Below are 20,913 nucleotides of genomic sequence, written 5' to 3' on the forward strand. Positions count from 1 at the left end.
GCCCGAGTTATCCCGGGTCTATCCGTCCAGAGTAACGCGAATTGGGCGTCAGGGCTACAGAATTTCGCGAAAATCGTCCCCGGACGGATTCCCGAACGCGCGTTGGCTCCGCCGTCCCGCGTCGGGCCGGATTACACGCCGGGTCTGCGGTGCGCGTAGAAGTCGTAGCGATCGTGGTCGAACAGCGGATGCGGGGCCGCATGGGTCACGCGCTGAAAATACAGCATGGAACCGATTGGAAACCGTTCGTGCGGGCCGATATCGAGCGCAATGACCTCGCCCCCCGGCAAGCGCACCTCGTGGCAGGGGAAGACCTGGCCCTCGGGCATCGCGAAGGACGCACAAACGCCCTTATCGCTGATCAATTCGACCTCGATGTAATCACGCGCGACCTCCTCGGGACGGGGGATCGCATAAGCCGGGTGCAGGGGCGCAGGCTCGGGGATGGTGCAGGCGTCATTGTCGCACGGGCCCCATTCCTCTCGGATCCAGATCTCATAGGCGACCTCTCCGGTATACTCGAACGCGGGCGTGTAGGGATGCGAGGCCGTCTGCTGTGACCAGTCATACGTCAGGCGATCCACCTCGATGCTCAGTGGCCCTGCGCGATGGAACCCGTCGATCTGGACATCGCGCACCGACCCATGGGCAGCCGCACCCGGGGACAAGGGGCGGGAGGGGACAGGGGATGGATCATGCAGGCACCCGTTTCCGGCAACACCTGCAAGATCATCGCTTCGCGTGCGACCACCGGCAGAGCGCCAGTATTGCCAGGCATCGCCCAAAGGACTGACGATTGCGCTGTGGCGGGCGAGGGCGTCGTGGCCGCAAGGCCGCTGAAGGCCATTGCCGCGAGGGCGAAAGTCGGCACAAACGATTTCATCGCCCCACCTCCAGCGGAAAGAGGCGGCAGCAATCGCGACCCAGGGCGACTAGGCCCAAGTTGGCGGGACCTGCGATGACCATGCCGGTTTGAAAGGGGGCGGCCGGATCGTCAGTCGCGCCAGCGGCTTGCACCGCAACCGTTGCAAGAATACCGGGCAACCAGGGGCCCACGCTCCGCGCGGGCAGGTTTTGCACATGCTCAGGCACGATCACCCCGGTGAGGGCATAGCCCGGACAGTCCGCCGCAAAGCATGCCTGCGCGGCGGTGGGGGCAAGAAGCGGCAGCGCGAGGGCCAGCGTGAGAATGGAAAATGTCTTGGTCATCAAAGCCTCCTTTCGAGAGGGAAATAAGGACCCGGGCTGAAATGAGTTTGAACGGGGCGCCCGGAATGACCTCAGGACACCACGAATAGGGGCGAGGTCCCATGGGGGAGACTCCCCATATGACAGGGCAGCGCCTGCCGCGTCTTCAGGCTTTGAGCGCTTCGACCTGTGCGATGAAGTCCGCGCCGCGTCCCTCGAAACTGTCGTATTGGTCGAAACTGGCCGCCGCAGGGGCCAGCAGCACCGTATCGCCGGGCTGCGCGTCGGCGCTTGCGCGGGCCACGGCGGTCGCCATATCGCCGCAGACCTCCACTGGGATATCGCCCAGATGGAGCGCGAAGGCTTCGGCTTCGCGGCCTATCACGTAGGCCTTGGCGACGTTGCCCGCCGCTTCCCACAGCGCCTCCAGGCCGCCGTCCTTTTCCAGCCCGCCGCAGATCCAGCGGATGTGTTTGAACGCACCAAGGGCCTTCACCGCCGCATCCACATTGGTGGCCTTGCTGTCGTTGACGTAGAAGACGCCGTTGATTTCGGCCACCCGCTGAGAGCGGTGGGGGAGCCCTTCGAAGGTGCCGAACGCGGCCTCGATCACGCGCGGCGCAAGGCCCAACGCGCGGCAGACACCATAGGCGCAGGCGGCGTTCTGATGGTTATGGGCCCCCGGCAAACCGGGCACGGCACGCAGGTCGATGGAGGCCGCTTGCCGGCCCTTGCGAAACTCGCTCAGCCAGCCCTTGCGGGTGCTGATGTCCCACCCCGGGCCGCTCAACTTGCCCGAGGAGACGCGGATCAGGCGGCCATCCTCCAGCCCTTCGACCATCTGCCCGGCCAGGTACTGGCCCTCCACCTCATCGACGCCGATCACCGCCCGCTCCGGTCCGCCTTCCGCAAACAGGCGCCGTTTAGCCGCGAAATATCCACCCATCCCGCCGTGGCGATCCAGATGGTCGGGGGAAAGGTTGGTGAAAACAGCAATATCAGGGGTCAGCGCACGGGCGAGTTCCGTCTGGTAGGACGACAGTTCCAGCACCACGACCTCGCCGTCGATGGGCGGCTCGATGTCCAGGACCCCGCGCCCGATGTTGCCCGCCAGCTGCACCGGTGTGCCCGCTTCTTGCAAGATATGGGCGATCAAGGCCGAGGTCGTCGATTTCCCGTTCGATCCAGTCACCGCCACGACACGCGGCGGCGTGTCGTGAAACGCCCAATCCCCCTGCCCCAAGGACCTGAAGAACAGGCCCACGTCGTTGTCCACGGGCACGCCTGCTGCATAAGCCGCCGCAATCGCGCGGTGTGGCGCAGGATAAAGGTGCGGAATGCCCGGCGAGGTGACCAAGCAGGCCACGCCCTCCAGCCCGTCGCGCACGGGATCGTGGATCACGAACCCTTCGGCCGAGGCGCGCGCACGCCCGGCCTCACCGTCGTCCCAGCATAGCGCATCGGCACCGCCCGCGCGCAGCGCCCGTGCCGCGGCCAGCCCCGAGCGCCCAAGCCCCAGCACCGCAACCTTGCGCCCTTCAAAGCCAACCACAGGTATCATTGCTCTTGCTCCTTGACCAACCGGCTGCCCGCTACATACCGCCCATTCACGCGCAACTCGATCTGCACGAAAAGAATCGCCAGAATGCGCACGTCGATGTTCAGCGGACCCGAGGGCCCATCAACCGTGACTTCGATCAATGGATGTTCTTCCGTCAAGGACAGCTTTTGATCGCTTTGCGCGACCTCGACGTCGTCGACCTGCACCGCACACCCCTTGAACCAATGGTTGATGACCTCAATCCGCCGCCCGTCAACCTCGGCCGAGACCCGGCGCACAAACGGGTTCATCGCAGCTTCAGCGTCGCCAATCCGATCAAGGCAAGGATCAGCGAAATGATCCAGAAGCGGATCACGATTTGCGGCTCCGCCCATCCCTGCTTCTCGAAATGGTGGTGTATGGGGGCCATCAGGAACACGCGCTTGCCGGTCGCCTTGAAGTAAAGCACCTGCACGATCACGCTGACCGCCTCTGCCACGAAAAGCCCGCCGACAATGGCCAAGACGATCTCATGCTTGGTGCACACGGCAATCGCGCCAAGCGCCCCGCCGAGGGCCAGTGAGCCCGTGTCACCCATGAAAACGGCAGCAGGCGGCGCATTATACCACAAAAACCCAAGACCACCGCCGATTAGCCCGGCGGTGAAAATCAGCAATTCGCCCGTTCCGGGCACATAATGCACGTCCAGATATTCGGTGAAATCCACACGGCCCACTGCATAGGCGATCACCCCAAGGGTGCCCGCCGCGATCATCACCGGCATGATGGCAAGGCCATCGAGGCCATCGGTCAGGTTCACCGCATTGGCCGAGCCCACGATCACGATCATCACAAAGGGCAGATACATCCAGCCCATGTTCAGCAAGACGTCCTTGAACACCGGCATTGCCAGTTGGTTGGACAGCTCTTCCGGGTGCAATTGCGCCGCCACAATCCCGGCCGCCAATGCGATCGCAAACCCCACCGCCAACCGCACCTTGCCCGAGACACCGGCACTGGTGTTGCGGCTGACCTTGGCCCAGTCATCGGCAAAACCGATAAGGCCGAAGCACACAGTGACGCCCAGAACGAGCCAGACATAAGGGTTGTCGAGGCGCGCCCACATCAGCGTCGACAGGCTGAGGGCCGCCAGAATCAGAAGCCCCCCCATTGTCGGCGTGCCGGCCTTCGTTTCCAGGTGGCTCGCGGGGCCATCCTCGCGGATCGGTTGGCCGTCCTTGTACTTGCGGCGCAGGGCATTGATCAGGGGGCGACCGAAGATGAAGCCGAAGACCAGCGCCGTGAAAAAGGCGCCCCCGGCGCGAAAAGTGATATATCGGAACAGGTTGAAGACGTCGCCGCCGTCGGACAGTTCACTTAGCCAAAACAACATGTAGCTGTCACCTCACCCTTCACCCTCAAGCGATTGCCCCAGTTTCCGCAGGGCGTCAACCACAAGGGACACGCGAGAGCCCTTAGAGCCCTTTACCAGAACCACGTCACCGGGCCTGAGCGTGCGTGGAACGGCGCGGCACAGATCCTGCGCCGCGGCCTCGTGGAGGCCCCGCTTTGCGCCGGGCAAGGCAGCTTGCAAATGCGCCATCAGGGGCCCGCAGGTATGGATCACGTCCACCGCCTCGATCGACGCCAGCGCGGCGACATCGGCGTGCATCTGCGCAGCGTCCTCGCCCAACTCCAGCATGTCGCCTAGAATCGCGATACGGCGCCCGCCGCGCGTGGGCGTGGTGGCGGCCAGCACCTCCAACCCCGAGGTGAGCGACGCGGGATTGGCATTGAACGCATCATCGATCAGTTCGATCGCGATGTCGTCGGTTTGGCTCAACTGAATGCGTTCGCGTTGCCCCCGGCCTGCAACGGGTTGCCAATGCGCCAACGCCATGGCCGCTTGCGTCGTATCCGCGCCCGAGGCCGCCACGGCGCACAGAACGCCGACTGCGTTAGCCGCGTAGTGACGGCCCGAAACCGACAGCTTCGCCAGGCGCCCGCCTTCCTCCGTGGCGATCCGCATCACGGTGCTGTCTTCGCTCAGCATGACGTCAGTCAGGCGCAGGTCAGCGCCCTCAGTCTCGCCAAAAGTGATCACTTCGGCGGCGTGGGCCTTCGCCTTGTCGATCAGGATCTGCGCCGTGCCGACGTCCAGCGGCACGATTGCAACGCCGTCGGGCTCCAACCCCTCAAAAAGGCTCGCTTTCTCTTCGGCGATGCCCTCGATACGACCAAAAGCCTCCAGATGGGCGGGGGCGATTGTGGTGATCAACGCCACATGGGGCCGCGCCATTCGGGTCAGCGGGGCGATCTCTCCGGGGTTGCTCATGCCGATTTCGATCACCGCGTAGTCGGTGTCGGCGGGCATGCGGGCCAGCGTCAGGGGCACCCCCCAGTGGTTGTTGTACGAGGCGACTGCGGCATGAATCTTTCCCTGCCCGCTCAGCGCTTGTTTCAGCATTTCCTTGGCGGTGGTCTTCCCGACGGAACCGGTGATCGCGATCACACGGGCATTCGTGCGGGCGCGGGCTGCTTGACCGAGGCGCTCCAATGCGGGCAGTACGTCGTCCACGACCAGGCATCTGTCCGGATTCACGCCGTCGGGAATATGGTTAACCAACGCGGCGCAGGCGCCTGCTTCCAGCGCTTGGGCCACGAATTCGTGGCCATCGCGCGCGGCAGCCAGCGCCACGAACAGATCGCCCGGCTCAATCGTGCGGGTGTCGATGGAAACGCCGCTGGCCTGCCACGTCCCGCGCGCCGTGCCGCCCGTGGCCTCGGCGGCACTTTCAGCGGTCCACAAGGTCATATTGCGCCCTCCAAAGCCGCGACCGCGACCGAGGCCTGCTCGACATCGTCGAACGGGTAAATCACATCACCCACCTGCTGCCCCGTCTCATGCCCTTTTCCCGCGATCAGCAACGCGTCACCGGGTTCCAGCATGTCGACGCCGCGCAAAATCGCCTCGGCGCGATCCGCAACCTCAGTGGCCTCGGGGCACCCCGCCAACACGGCGGCGCGGATGCTTGCCGGATCCTCGCTGCGCGGGTTGTCATCTGTCACAAATGCGACATCCGCATAGGCCGCTGCAGCAGCCCCCATCAGCGGACGCTTGCCGGTGTCGCGGTCGCCGCCCGCCCCGAAAACAACGACCAAACGGCCCAACACATGGGGTCGCAGCGCCTTCAGCGCCACTTCAAGGCTATCGGGCGTATGCGAATAATCGACATATATCGGCGCACCGTGGCTGCGCCGGGCGGCCAGCTCCATCCGGCCGCGCACGCCGGTCATTTTCGGCAGAACCGCAAAGACATCTTCGGGGTTTTCACCGCCCGCGATCACCAAACCGGCAGCGGTCAGCACGTTCATTGCCTGAAACGCACCGATCAGATCGAGCCGCACCTGACGACCCTCCCCCTGCCAGCGGAACAGGACGTCTTGTCCCGTTTCATCAATCCGCCGCCCGGTGATCTTCAGCGCCGCATTGGCGTATTGCGCGACGCCCAACACCTCGATCCCGCGCGCCGCGCACGCTTCGGCCACGCGCGGGCCGTGTGCGTCATCCATGTTCACCACCGCCACGCCATCCTCGGGCAAGAGCCCGGTGAAAAGCCGCAGCTTGGCCTCGAAATAGGCCTCCATCGTGCCGTGATAATCGAGGTGGTCCTGCGTCAGATTGGTAAACGCCGCCGCCGCAAGGCGCACACCGTCCATCCGCTTCTGATCCAGGCCGTGGGACGAGGCCTCCATCGCCGCATGGGTCACGCCGGACGCGGCCATCTCGGCCAGCACGCCATGCAATGTCACCGGTTCCGGCGTTGTGTGCAGGCCCGGCGCAGCAAACGCGCCCTCCACGCCGGTGGTGCCGATATTCACTGCGGAGCGGCCCATGGCTTCCCAGATTTGCCGCGTGAAACTGGCGACCGAGGTCTTTCCGTTGGTCCCCGTCACGGCCACCATCGTTTCGGGCTGTGCGCCGAAGAAAAGTGCGGCCGCATGGGCCAAGGCTTCCGCCGCATCTTCTACAACAACCAAAGAAGCGTCCGAGGCGGCCAGTTCCGTCGCAGCAATCTCGGCGCCCTTGCGGTCTGTCAGGATCGCCCCTGCGCCCATGCGCAGGGCATATTGGATGAACTCTCCGCCATGGACCTGCGACCCGGGCAATGCAGCGAACAACGTCCCTGCCACCACCTTCCGGCTATCCAGCGCAAGGCCGGACACCCCCACATCGCCCCCGGTCATGGGCGTCAGCCCCAGATCGGAAAGTCGTCTCTCAACCATTCGCCCGCCCCCTCAGTTCGAGGAGTTGGATAGCTGCAAACCGAGGGGATGTTCAACGTCTGGTCGCAGGCCCAGAAGCGGCGCGGTGCGGCGGATGATTTCGGCCGCAAAGGGCACCGCCGTCCAACCCGCCGTGCGGCGTGGTTGGTTGCCCGACGGATCGGCCGCCTCTTGTAGCGTCACGATCAGCACGTATTGCGGGTCCGTCATCGGAAAGGCGCTGGCGAAGGTGTTCAGGTTGCGGTCGTCATAATAGCCGCCTTGCGGGCGTGGCAGGTCGGCGGTGCCGGTCTTGCCGCCGACGTGGTAGCCTTCGACCTCGCCGAAACTGGCGGTGCCGTCGGTCACGACCGAGCGTAGCATCGTGTTGATGATCCGGCTCGTCCCTTCCGATATCACGCGGGGCCCGTTTTGCGGTGTCTCTCGGCGGATCAGCGTCGGCTCGATCGTCGTGCCACCGTTGACGATGGTCGAATAGGCCGCCGCCAGATGCAGGGGCGATGTGGACACGCCGTGGCCGTAGGAAATCGTCATCGTCGCCAACTCCCCCCAGCGCGGCGGCAGCAGGGGGCGCGCCGAGCCCGCCTCGACCAGTTCCACCGGCGTCGGCTCCAACAGACCCAGCTGATCCAGGAAGTCGCGCTGCCGTTCGCCCCCGATCACCCGCGCCATGCGCGCCGTGCCGATGTTGGACGAATGAACCAGCACGTCCGTCACGCTCTGCTCGGGGCCATAGTTGGAAAAGTCGCGAATTGCGAAATCGGCCATACGCAAGGGGCCTGTTGTGTCGATCATGTCGAAGGGGCTGTAGAGGTTCAGCTCTAATGCCTGTGCAATGGTGAAGGTCTTGAAAACACTTCCCAATTCGTAGACGCCCTGCACGGCCCTGTTGAACAGCGGGCTGTCGGCCTGATCCCCTTCCAGCAGCGGACGGGGCCGCGCGTTGGGGTCGAAATCGGGCAAGCTGGCCATCGAGATGACCTCGCCCGTGTGCACATCCATCAAGACTGCGGCCGCGCCCCGCGCGCCCATCAAGGACATGGAACCCGCCAGTACTTCTTCCACCGCGGCCTGCACCGTCAGGTCCAGCGACAACATCAGCGGATCGACGCGGGAGGGGTCGCGCAATTCCTCGTCGAACCGCGCCTCGACGCCCGCGATACCGATGACTTCCGCCGCATTCACCGCCTCTTCGCCGAAGCTGGCGCCACCCAGGATATGCGCGGCGATGGAGCCGTTGGGATAAAGACGCATCTCGCGCGGGCCGAACAGGAGGCCCGGTTCACCAAGGTCGTGAACCATTTGCTCCTGCTCGGGCGAAATGTAGCGCCTCAGCCACAGAAACCGCGACCCGCTGGTGAAGCGGCGATGCAGGTCATCGGCGTCCATCTCGGGGAAGATCGCCGCGAGGCCTTCGGCGGCGGCGCGCGGATAGACCAGGTCTTGGGGGTGGGCGTAAAGTGCGTTGGTGGCGAAATTCGTCGCCAGGATGCGCCCATGCCGGTCGGTGATATCGGCGCGCGTGTTCAGGATCGTCGGCTCTTGGGCGACGAGGCGCGGTTCGGTCGGGGCGGAGGTCGCCAGCGCCGCCATGCGGGTGCCCACGGCGCCAAACGCCAGAACGAAGCAGAGCGCGACCAGAAGCAGACGCGACTCTGCACGGATCCGCATCTTGTCGCGCACACCTTCATGGCGCAGACGCAGGTTCTCTTTCTCGACATTATCGGGGTTTTCGCCCCGGGCGCGGGCGTCAAGGATGCGGGTTAATGGTCTTAACGGAATGCGCAGGCTCATAGGGGCTCCACCTCTCCGTCCCACGCGGGCGTGGAGGAGTTTTCGAAGATGAACGCTTCCGCGTCATCGATGGGCGACGGGAACGGGATCTGCGCCACGTCGCCGAATTGGTCAGGGGTCAGCGGCAACAGGCCAAGACGCTCAAAGTTGAAATCCGCCAGCTCACGCAGGCGGTCCGGGCGGTTCAGATAGGCCCACTCCGCACGCAACACGCCAAGGCGCTCGTGCTCATGGGCGATCTGCTGATGCAGGCGGTTGACCTCGCGGTCGGCCATCTGAGTCTGTATCGTCTGATGATAGGCCCAGTAGCCCAGAACAACGACCAGAATGGCGGCAATCAACGTTGTGAAGCGCATGGTTAAAGGCCCTCCAACTGCGGCAACCCCAACACCTTTGGATCGACGGCTTGTGCGGGCGCGTCGGTGCGCGTGGCGATGCGCAACTTGGCCGAGCGTGCGCGGGTGTTTCGCGCGACCTCATCGGTATCTGGCGCAATCGCCTTGCGGGGCGTCAGGGTAAAGCCGGGTGTCTTGGCCTCGGCCTCGGGTTCATAGCGAGAGCCACCGCCCCCGGTGCTGGCGCGCTCGGCCATGAATTTCTTCACGATGCGATCTTCGCTGGAATGAAACGTAACCACCGCCAATTTGCCACCAGGCTTCAACGCACGCTCGGCGGCCATCAGCCCTTGGGCCAATTGGCCGAACTCATCATTCACGGCGATGCGAATGGCCTGGAAAGAGCGTGTCGCAGGGTGGCTTTGACCCGGCTTCTTGCGCGGCAAGCACTTTTCAATGATTCCAGCTAATTGTAGCGTAGAGTTAATGCGATGCTTTAACCTCTCCGCGACGATTGCCTTGGCGATCCGGCGGGACGCGCGCTCTTCCCCATATTGAAACAGGATGTCGGCCAACAGCTTGTCCGGCGCGTCGTTTACCAGATCCTCAGCGGACACGCCGGTTTGGCCCATCCGCATATCCAGCGGCCCGTCACGCATGAACGAGAATCCCCGTTCTGCGATATCAAGCTGCATGGAGGAAACGCCCAGATCAAGCGTCACGCCATCCAGCGGCTCTCCTGCCAGGACATCCAGATCAGAGAATGTCCCCTCTTCCAGACGTAGTTTACCAGCATAGGACCCGGCCCAATCTGCGGCCATCTCGAAGGCCATAGGATCGCGATCCACCCCGATCACCGTATCCGCTCCTGCCTCAAGCAAGCCACGGGCGTATCCACCAGCGCCGAAGGTTCCGTCCAGCCATACGCCAGAAACTGGTGCCACTTCGCGCAGAATGGCGCCCAGAAGAACCGGGATGTGTGGCTGATCGCGGGCGTCTGTCATTCGGCATTGTCTGTGACCGGTGTGGATTTGGGCGTGTTCGCAAGCGACACGGGGTTGAAGAATTCCTTGCCCTCCGACAGTTTTGCCAGCATCGCGGCCAACTTGTCCTTGGAGGCCTCGCTATCGGCGGGCTTGAGGATGTGGAATTTGGTCCCCTTGCCCTGGAAGACCGCCTCGCCATCCAGCGCCAGCTTCTCGCGCGCCATGGCAGGCAGAACGAAGCGACCGGTGTCATCGACCTGAACCTCATCGCAAAGCGAATAGAACAGGATTTCAAGGACTTCACGCTCTTCCTCGCCTTCCGGCATGGACTGGATGCGCCGATCGAGGGCGTCATAGGCATTGCCCGACAGGCACTCGACGAAGTCATTCATGGGGTTGCCGTAGGCGACGTAGAGGCGGGGCGCATCACCGGTCGCGCAGGACGCATCCTGGGCCTGCAAGGTGCGACGGAACTTAGCCGGGAGTGAAACCCGGCCCTTCCCATCAACCTTGCACACATTGGTGCCCTGAAACCTCGTGTCCACGCGTACTGCCTCAAATTTGCCACAAACTGGCCGCAATCACTATTCCGCTCCTGTGCGCCTTTCGGCACGGGGGTCCGGAAATGGAAACGGCGGATTGAGGAAGCTGCCACTCCTCAATCCGCCGCCCTCGTCCCATTTCTGGGGTGTCCGACTGCGCAAACTACCTGGGGGGATGTCTGCTCGCCTACGCGCCGGATCTCTTTGTTTCGACGAATGAGATGCCTGTATGAACCTGCCTATTTTTGTTTTTTGGTTCGGACCTGTGTGATCCTTTGTCTTGTCTCGTTGTCGATGAATTCTTGTCCCATGGGAAACCTTCCCAATCAACACCTTTTTTTGGGACAACACCCCAATCTATTGATTTTAACCCCATACTGACACAGTATCTGGTGCCTGAACGACACACGGCATAGGCCTATCTAGTAGGGCCAGCGCCACTAACCTCACAATGTAGGGGTGGCGTGATGTGGGGGAGGAAAGTGGGGGATGGTGGCAGATTTTTCCCAAAACCACCCAACAGCCACGTGATCACGGCCTCGTGATCCCGTTTTGTTCTTATTTTACTGATTCGAATTGTGTGTGAATCGCGGTGGTGAGGGTGCGAGGCACCCCCACCGAAGGCCCAATTCAGGCCATCCCGCCGTCGATGAAGCGTTTTGCAAGATCTGCGTAGGCTTCGGCCATGGGACTATCTCCCAAGGCGACCGGGGTGCCGGCATCGCCGCCGATCCGTGTGTCGAGGTCAATCGGCAGCGCCCCCAGGAAAGGCAGGCCCAGTTTCTCGGCCTCGGCGCGCACGCCGCCCTCGCCAAAGATATGCGCCTCGTGGCCGCATTTGGGGCAATGGTACGTCGCCATATTCTCGATCAGGCCCAGAACCGGAGTCTTCAGCGTCTCGAACATGTTCAGCGCCTTGCGCGCGTCCAGCAGGGCCACGTCCTGCGGCGTGGAAACCACAATTGCCCCCGACACTTCGGACTTCTGGCAAAGCGTCATCGCCACGTCACCGGTGCCCGGCGGCAGGTCGACCAGCAACACATCCAACTCGCCCCACTCCACCTGGGTCAACATCTGCTGCAACGCACCCATCAGCATCGGCCCGCGCCAGACCACGGCTTTCTCGGCCGGCAACATGAAGCCGATGGACATCAACGTGACGCCATGGCCGTGCAACGGGATGATCGTCTTTCCGTCAGGCGACGCGGGCCGCTTGTTGACCCCCATCATCCGCGGCACAGATGGCCCATAAATGTCGGCATCCAGCAGGCCGACCCGCCTGCCCTGCCGCGCCAGCGCAACGGCCAGGTTCGTCGATACCGTCGACTTGCCAACGCCGCCCTTGCCCGAGCCGATCCCGATGATCCGGGCCACGCCCTTGGGGCGCATGGGGCCTTCCTGCGGTTTCATGTGGCCACCCACCGACAGGTTGGGCGGCGGGCTCTTGGGGGCGGAAGGCTTTTCGCTATGGGCCGTCAGCGCCACGGACACGGAGGTAACGCCTTCCATCTTGCCGATGAACTCCTGCACCCCGTCGCGCAGGCCCGCCATCTGCTTTGCGATTGCGGGCGATGGCGCCTCGATGATGAAGCTGACCTTGCCGTCTTGCACCATCAACGCGCGGATCATGTCGCGGCTGACGAGGTCGCCACCATCGGGCAGGCCGATCTTGGAGAGGGCGTCTAAGATCGTTTCACGGGTCTGGGCCATGGGGTGCCTCCTTATCGTATGCGATGTTTTCCTTCACATAGGGTGAATTCACCGGGCGCGCACCCCCACAACTGCAAGGCCCATGACCCCAAGGGCGCCCGCGACCGCCAACGCCCGGCCGATGCCGATGATGTCGGCTGCGGCCCCGATGCTCATGGCACCCAGAGACACGGTGCCGAAGCCCACGACAACCCAGAAGCTCATCACCCGGCCCCGGTAGCTGTCGGGCAGTCCCGATTGGATCGCCGATTGCAAACTGACCCCACACCACGTGGAGGTTAACCCCGTTAACCCCGCCGCCAGCAGGACGATCGGCCAAGACGGGGCGAGTCCCATCGCGATCACCGCCCCCTGCCCCGCAAAGCTTGCGACCCAGACCGCACGCGGGATGCGCGCGCCCACCGCGGCCACGCCCGCCGCCTTCAATACCGCCGAGATCAGCGCCCCCGCGCCCGCCGCCGCCGTCAGATACCCCAGTCCCGCCGCGCCGCGTCCGAAGCCGCCGTCGGCGACAACTGGCAAGACTTCCAAAGCCCCTCGGGCGGAAGAGGCGAAGACCAGCGTGATCAGTAGGGCCTGGCGGATCAGCGGTGTTGCGGCGGCATAGCGAACCCCTTCTACCAGGTCGCTGAGGAAGGGTGCCGAAGGCCGGGGTGGCAGCCCACGCGGGTGCAGCGCCGGCAGCACCAGCAACATCGGCAAGTAGCACAGCGCTGCCAGCCAAAGGGCGGTGGTGCCCCCCGCCGTGGCAATCACCCAACCCGCGAAGACCGGGGCCACCAGACGGCCGATGTTGAAGTTGAGCGCCGTGACCGCCACCACATGCTGCACCATGTCCGCGGGCACCAACCTCGGCCCCAGCGACATCCGGATCGGATGGTGCGCGGCCGAGATCATGCCGATGCTCAACGCCGCCAACGAAAGGCCCACCGCGCTGACGTCACTGGCCAGCAAGGCCAGCACCGCGATGATGAACGCCATCAACCCGTTCGTTACGAACGCCGCGCTGCGGATGTTCACCCGGTCCGTCAGCACGCCAAAGAACGGCCCCAAGACAAGCGTCGGCAGAAGGCTCAGCGCAGCGACGATCCCCACGGTCGAGGCCTGCCCCGTCCGTTCCCACGCCAACCAAGCCAAGGTGACGCGCTGGATCCAAAGCGCTTGCACAGCGAAGAAGACGCCGCCGAAAAACAGCTTGAACTGCCGATCCGCAAAGGCGCCTCCAGCGATCAACATGTTGTTAACCTAAGGGAATGTAACAGAAATGTGCTATGCACATGCTGCATGGCGGCAATTCGGTTTCGTCCATTGTGCAGCTGCAGCATTTCACTATCTTCAATCGGGACAGACGGAAAAACACAACCACCCGGGCACAGGAAGGACAAGAGCCTCCGCATTGCCCATGAAATGAAATTGAGGACGACCATGGCCTATATCACAGGCAACCGCACCCACACCGCTCCCATCGGCCAACGCTTGGCCGATCTGCGCACAACCGCACTGCAAGCCTACAGCAACTGGCGCATATACCGCACCACGCTGTCCGAGCTGCAGGACCTCTCGCTGCGCGAGATGACCGACCTGGGGATCAACCCCTCCATGATCAAGCGCATCGCGCTGGAAGCGGCTTACGGCAAAAACGCCTAAGCGCTGCGAAAGATACCGGTCCCCGTCCTCCCACGGGGTATCCGGGACAGCGGGCCGCACCCAACCCTCCCTTGGGTGCGCCCGCCTCTCTACAACGGCCCTCACGTCGGGTCAGATATCCGGTCTCTTTCCTCCCATCGAGGCCGTGATCAGCGGGGCTGCTCCTCCTCCTCCCTTTGGAGTGGCTCCACACGACAGACCGCGCCTTTCCTCCCATCGGTTCGGTCTGAACATTACGGCATAGGTCCGTTCCTCCCATCGGACCCGGGCCATACGACGACCCAGCCCTTTCCTCCCATCGGGTGGGTCAGTTATCGGCGGTGATGGTTCTTTCCTCCCAGAAACCCATCACCGCCTTTTTCTTTTCAGAACCACGCTTCTTCGGCCCGCGCGTTTCAGGCGCGCATATCTTTGGGTGAGCCCATCACGACAAAGGTCGTGATCGTCGCTACCTGTGGCAATGCCCCCAAAACATCCGTGTGAAAGCGCTTGTAGGCGACAAGATCCGGCACCTCCACGCGCAGCAGGTATTCGACCGTTCCCGTGATGTTGTGGCATTCGACGACTTCCGCGGCTTTGGCGACAGCCGCTTCGAACGCCAGTTGTGATGCCTTGGTGTGCAGCCCCAAACCCACTGTAATGTAGGCGATAAACCCCACGCCCATGGCCAAGGGGTCCAGCACCGCGCGGTAGCCTGCAATCACACCGCCCGCCTCAAGCGCCTGAACGCGGCGCAGCGTCGCCGAGGGCGACAGCGCCACCCGTTCCGCCAAATCGAGGTTCGAGATCCGCCCATCGCGCGCAAGTTCACGCAATATCTGCCGGTCTTTTTCGTCAATCTTCGCCATATGTTGTCCATCTTCGGCAATTTCTGCGCATTTCGCAATTACATTCGGCCCAAGCCCCCCTAATGTTGCGTAATGACTTATGAGCTTCTCAGCGGCCTTGTGCTGTTTGCCTTCGCCTCCTCGATCACGCCGGGGCCCAACAACATCATGCTGATGGCCTCGGGGGTGAACTTTGGCCTCAAGCGCACCCTGCCACATATGTTGGGCGTGTCGTTAGGGCACGGAGCGATGACGCTGATTCTTGGGCTGGGGCTGGTCCAGGTCTTCGACGTTATCCCATGGCTGCGCACGGCATTGACGGTCGTCTCGGTTGCTTACCTCTTGTGGTTGGCCTGGAAAGTGGCCAACGCCGCACCGCCTGCCGATGCCCGCGAAGGGACGAAACCGCTGACGTTCCTGCAAGCGGCAGGCTTCCAATGGGTAAACCCCAAGGCGATCTACATGTCGATCTATGCCCAGACCAACTTCACCACGGAGGGCGCGGGGTGGCCCGGCGCGGTCGCGATTGCCGTGATATTCGCGCTTGTGAACCTTCCGTCAGTCGCCACATGGGTCTGGGGCGGCACGCAGGTGCGGCGCTGGTTGGACGGGCCGGGGCGACTCAGGGCGTTCAATTGGACCATGGCAGCGCTGCTGGTCCTGTCGCTTTACCCGATGATCCTTCCCTCAGAGTGAGGGCCTTCGCCTAGGGCCGCACCGCGACGCCGCTGGCGAAGCGGGGAATCAAGGCAATCGGATCGGGCTCTGCGTCCCAAACCCCGTCGCGGAACACATGTTGCAGAAGCTGGCCCGGCGTTTCTGGATCGTTGGTGTACTGAAAACAGAACTCCCTCGGCGAGCCCTCGCGCAATTCCTCGACCCGGGCCGGAATATCCTCGGCGGGCAGCGCGGTGAAGCCTTCCAGATCAAAGGGGAAGCGATACCCTTCGGCCTGCCACATCGCGCGCAAGCCTTGATCCTCATAGGGAATACACAGGGCATCGCCGCGCCAATCGATCCGGTATTCGGCAACTTCCATCGGGAAATCCCACGTGGCCGACGCGGTGATCAGCACGGCGTGATCGTCGTTCTGCTCGGTGTAAAGCTCGGCCCAGGCACATGACAGCCGCGCGTCCGGATAATAACAGAACACCGCTTCATCCATATGCGCGATCACTTCGGCGCGGGTCAGAAAGGTCTGCGCCGTGGCTTGCGACGTGAGAAACGGCAGCAGGGCCAAAGCGATCAAGGGGCGCAACATGAAGGTCTCCGCGTCTGAACGAGTTGAGACCAACCTAGGGCGCGATGCGGGCTGGGTCGAGGGTGGGTGATCCTAAAACGGGACATCGTCCCCCTCTTGCCCCGCTGCCACCAGAAACCGGCCCACGACATGCTTGGACCCGGCCTTGTCGAACGCGATCCCCAGCTTGTCGCCCTCCACCGAATTCACGACGCCATAGCCGAACTTTTGGTGGAAGACCCGGTCGCCAACGCTGAAAACGCTGATCGCCTCTGCGTCGATGGTCATGGCCTTCGCTTCCGACGGCTGGCGCGTGCCGTATTGGCCTTGCCGTGATTGCAGGCGTCTCCAGCCCGGCGAGTTGTAGACATCCGCGCTGGCCGCTTTTTCATGGAGGTTGGAACCTGCCATCTCCCGCTCGACCGGGCTGGCGGTGGCGCTCATGGAGCTTTGGTGGCCGTAAAGTCCGGGCGGGGTCAGCACTTCGACGCGATCCTCGGGCAATTCGTCGATGAAGCGGGATGGCATCTGGGATTGCCACTGACCGTAGACGCGGCGGTTTCCGGCGAACGAGATCGTGCAGACTTCCTCGGCCCGGGTGATGCCGACATAGGCGAGGCGGCGTTCTTCCTCCAACCCCGTCTGGCCGCTCTCGTCCATGGAGCGTTGGGACGGGAACAACCCGTCTTCCCAACCGGGCAGGAAGACCGCCGGAAATTCCAGCCCCTTGGCGGCGTGAAGCGTCATCAGCGTGACTTTGGGTTCTTGATCGTCCTGTTCATTGTCCATGATCAGGCTGACGTGTTCGAGAAAGCCTTGCAGGTTCTCGAAGTTTTCCAAAGCCTTGACCAGTTCCTTGAGGTTCTCCAACCGGCCCGGTCCCTCTGGCGTCTTGTCGTTTTGCCAATGCGCCGTGTAGCCGGACTCATCAAGAATGATTTCAGCCAGTTCCACGTGGCTGACACCCTTGGGCGCGCCCTCTTCTTCTATCAGATCATCTACCGGCCTCACGGCGCGGGGCGCCCCAAGCTGCGCCCGCCAGCGCGCCAAGCCTTCGACAAGCGTGCGCAATTCGCGCCCGCCCTTGCCGCCGATCGCTTGCGTCTCCACGCACAGCCGCGCGCCCTCCAGCAGGCTCACGCCATTGGAACGTGCCATCTTCTGGATCGTCTGCTGTGCCTTGTCGCCAAGCCCGCGTTTGGGCGTGTTCACGATACGCTCGAACGCCAGATCATCGTCAGGTGAGACGACGACGCGGAAATAGGCCATGGCATCGCGGATCTCCATCCGCTCGTAGAAGCGGGGGCCACCGATGACGCGGTAGGGCAGACCGATGGTCAGGAACCGGTCTTCAAAGGCACGCATCTGGTGCGAGGCGCGGACCAGAATAGCGATGGAATTGGGATTGATGGGGGCCATGCCGCGGGTGCCGCGGCCCATCGCCTCGATCTCTTCACCGATCCAGCGCGCTTCCTCATCACCGTCCCAATGACCGATCAGGCGCACTTTTTCGCCGTCCTCGCCGTCCGTCCAAAGCGTCTTTCCAAGGCGGCCCTTGTTGCCCGCGATGACACCCGAGGCCGCCGCCAGGATATGCCCGGTCGAGCGGTAGTTCTGCTCCAGCCGAACCACATGGGCGCCTTCGAAATCCTTCTCGAACCGCAGGATGTTACCCACTTCCGCCCCGCGCCAGCCGTAGATCGACTGGTCGTCATCGCCCACGCAGCAGATATTCCTGTGCCCCGCCGCCAGAAGGCGCAGCCAGAGGTACTGGGCGACGTTGGTGTCTTGATATTCGTCCACAAGGATGTAGCGGAACCAGCGTTGGTACTGGCCCAGCAGATCCTCGTTGTTCTGGAAAATCTGAATCACATGCAGCAGCAGATCGCCGAAATCACAGGCGTTCAGTTCTAGTAGCCGTCTTTGATATTGGGCGTAGAGCTTCACGCCTTGATGGTTGAATGCCCCGTGGTCGGCACTTGGCACCTTGTCGGGCGTCAGAGCGCGGTTCTTCCAGCCGTCGATGATGGCGCCCAACGCGCGGGCAGGCCAGCGCTTGTCGTCGATGCCCTCGGCCACGATCAACTGCTTCATCAGCCGGGTCTGGTCGTCGGTGTCGAGGATGGTGAAATTGGACTTCAGACCTGCCAGTTCCGCATGGCGTCTGAGCAATTTTACACAAATTGCATGGAACGTGCCCAGCCACGGCATCCCTTCAGCAGGTTGCCCCAGAAGCGCGCCGACACGCGTCTTCATCTCACGCGCTGCCTTGTTGGTGAAGGTGACGGCCAGGATCTCATTCGGGCGCGCGGTGCCGGTGGCCATCAGATGCGCGATGCGTGCCGTCAGAGCGCGGGTCTTGCCGGTACCGGCCCCCGCCAGCATCAGGACGGGGCCGTCCAACTGGTTAACAGCCGCGATCTGCGCCGGGTTCAGGCCGTCCATATAGGGCTGCGGCCGCGCGGCCATGGCGCGGGCGGCAAGCGAGGATGTGGCGGCGGCCTCGAAGGCATCGGAATCGTCGAATTGGGTCATGAGGTAAGGATAGTGCGGGTTGCGCGCGAGGGGAAGGTTTGTTCGCAGATTGTTCTACTGGTCGTGTTTGCAGATGTCGGACCGGGGCCAGCCCCGGACCCCGGAGGTTTTCTTGGCAAGATGAAAGGGGCCGACGCAATTTGTGACGAATTTGATTGAGTTGTCAGGGGTTCAGGGATTTTGTGAGCACATGGATTTGCATTCTCGATACCCCGCATTGGCGGACTTGAAAGCGCGGGCGCGGCGGCGCATTCCGCATTTCGTGTGGGAATATCTCGACTCGGCGACAGGGTTGGAAGCAGGGGCCGCGCGCAACCGGGCGGCACTTGATGCGATCTTGTTTCGCCCGGCGGCGCTTTTGGGTGAGGTGGCCCCCTCACTGGCGTGCACATTCTTGGGGCGCGAGTACCCGGTGCCGTTCGGGATCGCACCCTTGGGGATGTCGGGGCTGATCTGGCCGGGGGCAGAGGCGTTGCTGGCAGCGCACGGGGCGCTGGCGGGCATTCCTTACGGGCTTTCGACCGTGGCGACTGTGGTGCCTGAGGTATTGAAGGGGCGGATCGCGGATCAGGGGTGGTTCCAGATGTATCCGCCGAAATCGCCGGAGGTGCGCGATGACATGTTGCGCCGGGCGCGGGAGGCGGGCTTCCATACGCTGGTGCTGACGGTGGATGTTCCAGCCGCGTCCCGTAGGGAACGCCAAACCCGGGGCGGGTTGGTGCAACCGCCCCGCCTGACGCCACGGCTTCTGGCGCAGGTGGCTCAGTGCCCCGCGTGGGCACGCGGCATTGCGGCCACCGGCATGCCGCGCATGCGGTTGATGGACAGCTATGCCGAGGACTTGGCGAAAGGGCCCCTGCCCTCCACCGCCCATGTGGGCTACCTGCTGCGCGCGGCACCCGATTGGGAATATGTCGCCGCCCTGCGCGACGCCTGGGACGGACCTTTCATCCTGAAAGGCGTGTGCGAGCCGGACGTGGCGCGCCATGCGGAGGCCTACGGGGTCGACGCGATCTGGGTGTCGACCCACGCGGGCCGCCAGTTCGACGGCGCGCCGGGGGCAGCAGCCCTTCTGCCCGGGGTGCGCGCGGCCACGGACCTTCCCATTGTGTTCGACAGCGGCGTGGAAGGCGGGCTCGACGTGTTGCGCGCCCTGGCCCTGGGGGCGGATTTCGTGATGATGGGACGGGCATGGCACTATGCTCTAGGGGCCTTGGGCGCGGACGGCCCGGCCCATTGGCATGATATCCTGACGAAGGACATGTCCAGCAACATGGCGCAGATCGGGGCGCAGCGGCTTGAGGACCTCTCGGGGCGGCTGATCTCCGAATAGCTAAAATTCTTAACAAGGGCTTAAGCCCAGCCCTGAATGTTCATATATCGTTCCCATGACCGAAGCTCAGGCCATTGCGATACTCTGTGCCATGTTGGGGGGCGAACCCGAGCATCGCGTCAGCTACGGGCTGGACGCCGTCACTACCTATGTACGCGTCGATTGCATCACCGACACCCATGCGATCGAGATCGGCATGGACCATACGCGCGGCGCCTACGACAGCCTGCATCAGGCAACGTTCAACGCCCTGCTGACCAATCGCGAACCGATGGTGATCATGATCGACACCGACAACATCGAGTCGCAATACGAATACCAGGTCGAGGCCACGGCCCGCGCCCATGGCGTCGATTATGCGGTCTGGGGCGAGCAATTCCTGCGGCGCTGGCAGATGACGGCGCCGTTCCGGGCGCGTCTGGCGCCGGCAAGTTAGGCCGCATGGGCGGCAGGCAAATTGCGCAATCCCGCCAGAAAGGCCCGTACGTGCTGTCGCACGTTGGGATCGTTTCCACGCAGCTCACTGTTGGTCGGAATAAGCCGTTCCAAAGCCGATATCTGCGGATCCAGCGTAGCCAACGGATCCTTGGACGCGCAGTAGACCCGCCAGGTTGTGAAAGCCCGCTGCTGCGTTGGGCCATGGGCAACCATCGCCAGGTTCTGGTGTCGCGGATCGGCGGCGATTCGCGTCATCAGCGCTGTCAAAACCATCTCTGTCCCCTCCAATACCTGAAAGAACCGGCGATCGTGGCACACAAGCAGACCCGAGACATCCAACCTGGCATTGTTGCGCCGTGAGACAGCCGTCACCGCCGACAACGCTGCACGACCAAACAACTGGCTTGCCTGACTGGTATAGATGACACGGTACAATGTGACCCTCGCGATTTGTGCGGCTGACGAAGGCTAGCGCAAAAGCCTTTACGGATCGTAACCAACTTCGCACGTA

The 20,913-nt window shown here is 63.2% G+C and carries 21 protein-coding genes and 1 pseudogene; 4 read left to right on the plus strand and 18 right to left on the minus strand.

Going from position 1 to position 20,913, the window contains the following annotated elements; all coding sequences use genetic code 11:
- Positions 1–131 precede the first annotated feature (131 nt).
- The 14 genes and pseudogenes from KUL25_RS07570 to KUL25_RS07630 all read right to left on the minus strand — a co-directional run bounded on the left by KUL25_RS07570 (position 132) and on the right by KUL25_RS07630 (position 13,618).
- Positions 132–668 (minus strand): hypothetical protein, encoded by a 537-nt coding sequence (locus tag KUL25_RS07570; protein ID WP_257892391.1) that lies wholly within the window; start codon positions 666–668, stop codon positions 132–134.
- Between the two features lie 211 nt (positions 669–879).
- The gene (locus tag KUL25_RS07575) at positions 880–1,209 is read right to left on the minus strand and encodes a hypothetical protein (protein WP_257892392.1); all 330 of its coding nucleotides are present in this window, start codon (positions 1,207–1,209) and stop codon (positions 880–882) included.
- A gap of 145 nt (positions 1,210–1,354) precedes the next feature.
- On the minus strand, positions 1,355–2,749 hold the full coding sequence (gene murD / locus KUL25_RS07580) for a UDP-N-acetylmuramoyl-L-alanine--D-glutamate ligase (RefSeq protein ID WP_257892393.1): 1,395 nt from the start codon (positions 2,747–2,749) through the stop codon (positions 1,355–1,357).
- A complete protein-coding gene (locus KUL25_RS07585) occupies positions 2,746–3,039 on the minus strand; it encodes a hypothetical protein (RefSeq protein WP_257892394.1) in 294 nt (97 codons plus the stop codon). Before KUL25_RS07585 ends, murD begins: the two co-directional genes overlap by 4 nt.
- Positions 3,036–4,121, minus strand: a complete 1,086-nt coding sequence (gene mraY, locus KUL25_RS07590; RefSeq protein ID WP_257892395.1) for a phospho-N-acetylmuramoyl-pentapeptide-transferase — start codon at positions 4,119–4,121, stop codon at positions 3,036–3,038. Before mraY ends, KUL25_RS07585 begins: the two co-directional genes overlap by 4 nt.
- Positions 4,122–4,133: 12 nt before the next feature.
- Entirely contained in the window at positions 4,134–5,543 is a 1,410-nt protein-coding gene (locus KUL25_RS07595; protein ID WP_257892396.1) for a UDP-N-acetylmuramoyl-tripeptide--D-alanyl-D-alanine ligase, read from the minus strand.
- Positions 5,540–7,015, minus strand: coding sequence for a UDP-N-acetylmuramoyl-L-alanyl-D-glutamate--2,6-diaminopimelate ligase (locus KUL25_RS07600; RefSeq protein WP_257892397.1), 1,476 nt, complete (start codon positions 7,013–7,015; stop codon positions 5,540–5,542). The genes KUL25_RS07595 and KUL25_RS07600 overlap by 4 nt, the downstream gene beginning before the upstream one ends.
- Positions 7,016–7,027: 12 nt before the next feature.
- Complete coding sequence (locus KUL25_RS07605; RefSeq protein ID WP_257892398.1) at positions 7,028–8,809, minus strand: peptidoglycan D,D-transpeptidase FtsI family protein; 1,782 nt, start codon at positions 8,807–8,809, stop codon at positions 7,028–7,030.
- Positions 8,806–9,165 carry a cell division protein FtsL gene (ftsL, locus tag KUL25_RS07610; protein WP_257892399.1) on the minus strand — a complete coding sequence of 120 codons (360 nt, stop codon included), beginning with the start codon at positions 9,163–9,165 and terminating at the stop codon, positions 8,806–8,808. Before ftsL ends, KUL25_RS07605 begins: the two co-directional genes overlap by 4 nt.
- Before the next feature lie 2 nt (positions 9,166–9,167).
- Positions 9,168–10,148: a 16S rRNA (cytosine(1402)-N(4))-methyltransferase RsmH gene (gene rsmH, locus KUL25_RS07615; RefSeq protein WP_257892400.1), complete on the minus strand. Its 981-nt coding sequence runs from the start codon at positions 10,146–10,148 to the stop codon at positions 9,168–9,170.
- Positions 10,145–10,522, minus strand: a complete 378-nt coding sequence (locus tag KUL25_RS07620; RefSeq protein ID WP_257892401.1) for a hypothetical protein — start codon at positions 10,520–10,522, stop codon at positions 10,145–10,147. Before KUL25_RS07620 ends, rsmH begins: the two co-directional genes overlap by 4 nt.
- A gap of 57 nt (positions 10,523–10,579) precedes the next feature.
- Positions 10,580–10,675 (minus strand): annotated as a pseudogene (locus KUL25_RS21900) (division/cell wall cluster transcriptional repressor MraZ); the annotation flags it as partial.
- Between the two features lie 627 nt (positions 10,676–11,302).
- Entirely contained in the window at positions 11,303–12,382 is a 1,080-nt protein-coding gene (locus KUL25_RS07625; protein WP_257892402.1) for an Mrp/NBP35 family ATP-binding protein, read from the minus strand.
- Positions 12,383–12,430: 48 nt separating this feature from the next.
- Entirely contained in the window at positions 12,431–13,618 is a 1,188-nt protein-coding gene (locus KUL25_RS07630) for an MFS transporter (RefSeq protein ID WP_257892403.1), read from the minus strand.
- 189 nt (positions 13,619–13,807) lie between these two features.
- Between KUL25_RS07630 and KUL25_RS07635 the strand changes: the two genes are divergently transcribed.
- The gene (locus KUL25_RS07635) at positions 13,808–14,029 is read left to right on the plus strand and encodes a DUF1127 domain-containing protein (protein WP_257892404.1); all 222 of its coding nucleotides are present in this window, start codon (positions 13,808–13,810) and stop codon (positions 14,027–14,029) included.
- Between the two features lie 395 nt (positions 14,030–14,424).
- Here KUL25_RS07635 and KUL25_RS07640 read toward each other — a convergent pair whose 3' ends face one another.
- The gene (locus tag KUL25_RS07640) at positions 14,425–14,877 is read right to left on the minus strand and encodes an Lrp/AsnC family transcriptional regulator (protein WP_257892405.1); all 453 of its coding nucleotides are present in this window, start codon (positions 14,875–14,877) and stop codon (positions 14,425–14,427) included.
- 72 nt (positions 14,878–14,949) lie between these two features.
- Between KUL25_RS07640 and KUL25_RS07645 the strand changes: the two genes are divergently transcribed.
- The gene (locus tag KUL25_RS07645) at positions 14,950–15,552 is read left to right on the plus strand and encodes a LysE family translocator (RefSeq protein ID WP_257892406.1); all 603 of its coding nucleotides are present in this window, start codon (positions 14,950–14,952) and stop codon (positions 15,550–15,552) included.
- Between the two features lie 10 nt (positions 15,553–15,562).
- On the opposite strand, the gene KUL25_RS07650 is transcribed toward KUL25_RS07645, so the two are convergent.
- Positions 15,563–16,117, minus strand: coding sequence for a hypothetical protein (locus tag KUL25_RS07650; RefSeq protein WP_257892407.1), 555 nt, complete (start codon positions 16,115–16,117; stop codon positions 15,563–15,565).
- A gap of 72 nt (positions 16,118–16,189) precedes the next feature.
- Entirely contained in the window at positions 16,190–18,631 is a 2,442-nt protein-coding gene (locus KUL25_RS07655; RefSeq protein ID WP_257892408.1) for an ATP-dependent helicase, read from the minus strand.
- 190 nt (positions 18,632–18,821) lie between these two features.
- Between KUL25_RS07655 and KUL25_RS07660 the strand changes: the two genes are divergently transcribed.
- Together KUL25_RS07660 and KUL25_RS07665 are read left to right on the plus strand one after the other, a co-directional pair.
- The gene (locus tag KUL25_RS07660; protein WP_257892409.1) at positions 18,822–19,964 is read left to right on the plus strand and encodes an alpha-hydroxy acid oxidase; all 1,143 of its coding nucleotides are present in this window, start codon (positions 18,822–18,824) and stop codon (positions 19,962–19,964) included.
- 55 nt (positions 19,965–20,019) lie between these two features.
- Positions 20,020–20,400, plus strand: coding sequence for a hypothetical protein (locus KUL25_RS07665; protein ID WP_257892410.1), 381 nt, complete (start codon positions 20,020–20,022; stop codon positions 20,398–20,400).
- Here the strand turns inward: KUL25_RS07665 and KUL25_RS07670 are convergent.
- Positions 20,397–20,837 carry a BLUF domain-containing protein gene (locus KUL25_RS07670; protein ID WP_257892411.1) on the minus strand — a complete coding sequence of 147 codons (441 nt, stop codon included), beginning with the start codon at positions 20,835–20,837 and terminating at the stop codon, positions 20,397–20,399. The two genes, KUL25_RS07665 and KUL25_RS07670, sit on opposite strands and share 4 nt — an antisense overlap.
- Positions 20,838–20,913 lie beyond the last annotated feature (76 nt).

The sequence above is a fragment of the Gymnodinialimonas phycosphaerae genome (assembly GCF_019195455.1).
In the GTDB taxonomy this organism is placed as follows: Bacteria; Pseudomonadota; Alphaproteobacteria; order Rhodobacterales; family Rhodobacteraceae; genus Gymnodinialimonas; species Gymnodinialimonas phycosphaerae.

Bases quoted from the DNA above. Each gene is read 5' to 3' on its own strand.
- KUL25_RS07575 (WP_257892392.1), bottom strand. From the start codon at position 1,209: ATGACCAAGACATTTTCCATTCTCACGCTGGCCCTCGCGCTGCCGCTT.
- murD (WP_257892393.1), bottom strand. From the start codon at position 2,749: ATGATACCTGTGGTTGGCTTTGAAGGGCGCAAGGTTGCGGTGCTGGGG.
- KUL25_RS07585 (WP_257892394.1), bottom strand. From the start codon at position 3,039: ATGAACCCGTTTGTGCGCCGGGTCTCGGCCGAGGTTGACGGGCGGCGG.
- mraY (WP_257892395.1), bottom strand. From the start codon at position 4,121: ATGTTGTTTTGGCTAAGTGAACTGTCCGACGGCGGCGACGTCTTCAAC.
- KUL25_RS07595 (WP_257892396.1), bottom strand. From the start codon at position 5,543: ATGACCTTGTGGACCGCTGAAAGTGCCGCCGAGGCCACGGGCGGCACG.
- KUL25_RS07600 (WP_257892397.1), bottom strand. From the start codon at position 7,015: ATGGTTGAGAGACGACTTTCCGATCTGGGGCTGACGCCCATGACCGGG.
- KUL25_RS07605 (WP_257892398.1), bottom strand. From the start codon at position 8,809: ATGAGCCTGCGCATTCCGTTAAGACCATTAACCCGCATCCTTGACGCC.
- ftsL (WP_257892399.1), bottom strand. From the start codon at position 9,165: ATGCGCTTCACAACGTTGATTGCCGCCATTCTGGTCGTTGTTCTGGGC.
- rsmH (WP_257892400.1), bottom strand. From the start codon at position 10,148: ATGACAGACGCCCGCGATCAGCCACACATCCCGGTTCTTCTGGGCGCC.
- KUL25_RS07620 (WP_257892401.1), bottom strand. From the start codon at position 10,522: ATGAATGACTTCGTCGAGTGCCTGTCGGGCAATGCCTATGACGCCCTC.
- KUL25_RS07625 (WP_257892402.1), bottom strand. From the start codon at position 12,382: ATGGCCCAGACCCGTGAAACGATCTTAGACGCCCTCTCCAAGATCGGC.
- KUL25_RS07630 (WP_257892403.1), bottom strand. From the start codon at position 13,618: ATGTTGATCGCTGGAGGCGCCTTTGCGGATCGGCAGTTCAAGCTGTTT.
- KUL25_RS07635 (WP_257892404.1), top strand. From the start codon at position 13,808: ATGGCCTATATCACAGGCAACCGCACCCACACCGCTCCCATCGGCCAA.
- KUL25_RS07640 (WP_257892405.1), bottom strand. From the start codon at position 14,877: ATGGCGAAGATTGACGAAAAAGACCGGCAGATATTGCGTGAACTTGCG.
- KUL25_RS07645 (WP_257892406.1), top strand. From the start codon at position 14,950: ATGACTTATGAGCTTCTCAGCGGCCTTGTGCTGTTTGCCTTCGCCTCC.
- KUL25_RS07650 (WP_257892407.1), bottom strand. From the start codon at position 16,117: ATGTTGCGCCCCTTGATCGCTTTGGCCCTGCTGCCGTTTCTCACGTCG.
- KUL25_RS07655 (WP_257892408.1), bottom strand. From the start codon at position 18,631: ATGACCCAATTCGACGATTCCGATGCCTTCGAGGCCGCCGCCACATCC.
- KUL25_RS07660 (WP_257892409.1), top strand. From the start codon at position 18,822: ATGGATTTGCATTCTCGATACCCCGCATTGGCGGACTTGAAAGCGCGG.
- KUL25_RS07665 (WP_257892410.1), top strand. From the start codon at position 20,020: ATGACCGAAGCTCAGGCCATTGCGATACTCTGTGCCATGTTGGGGGGC.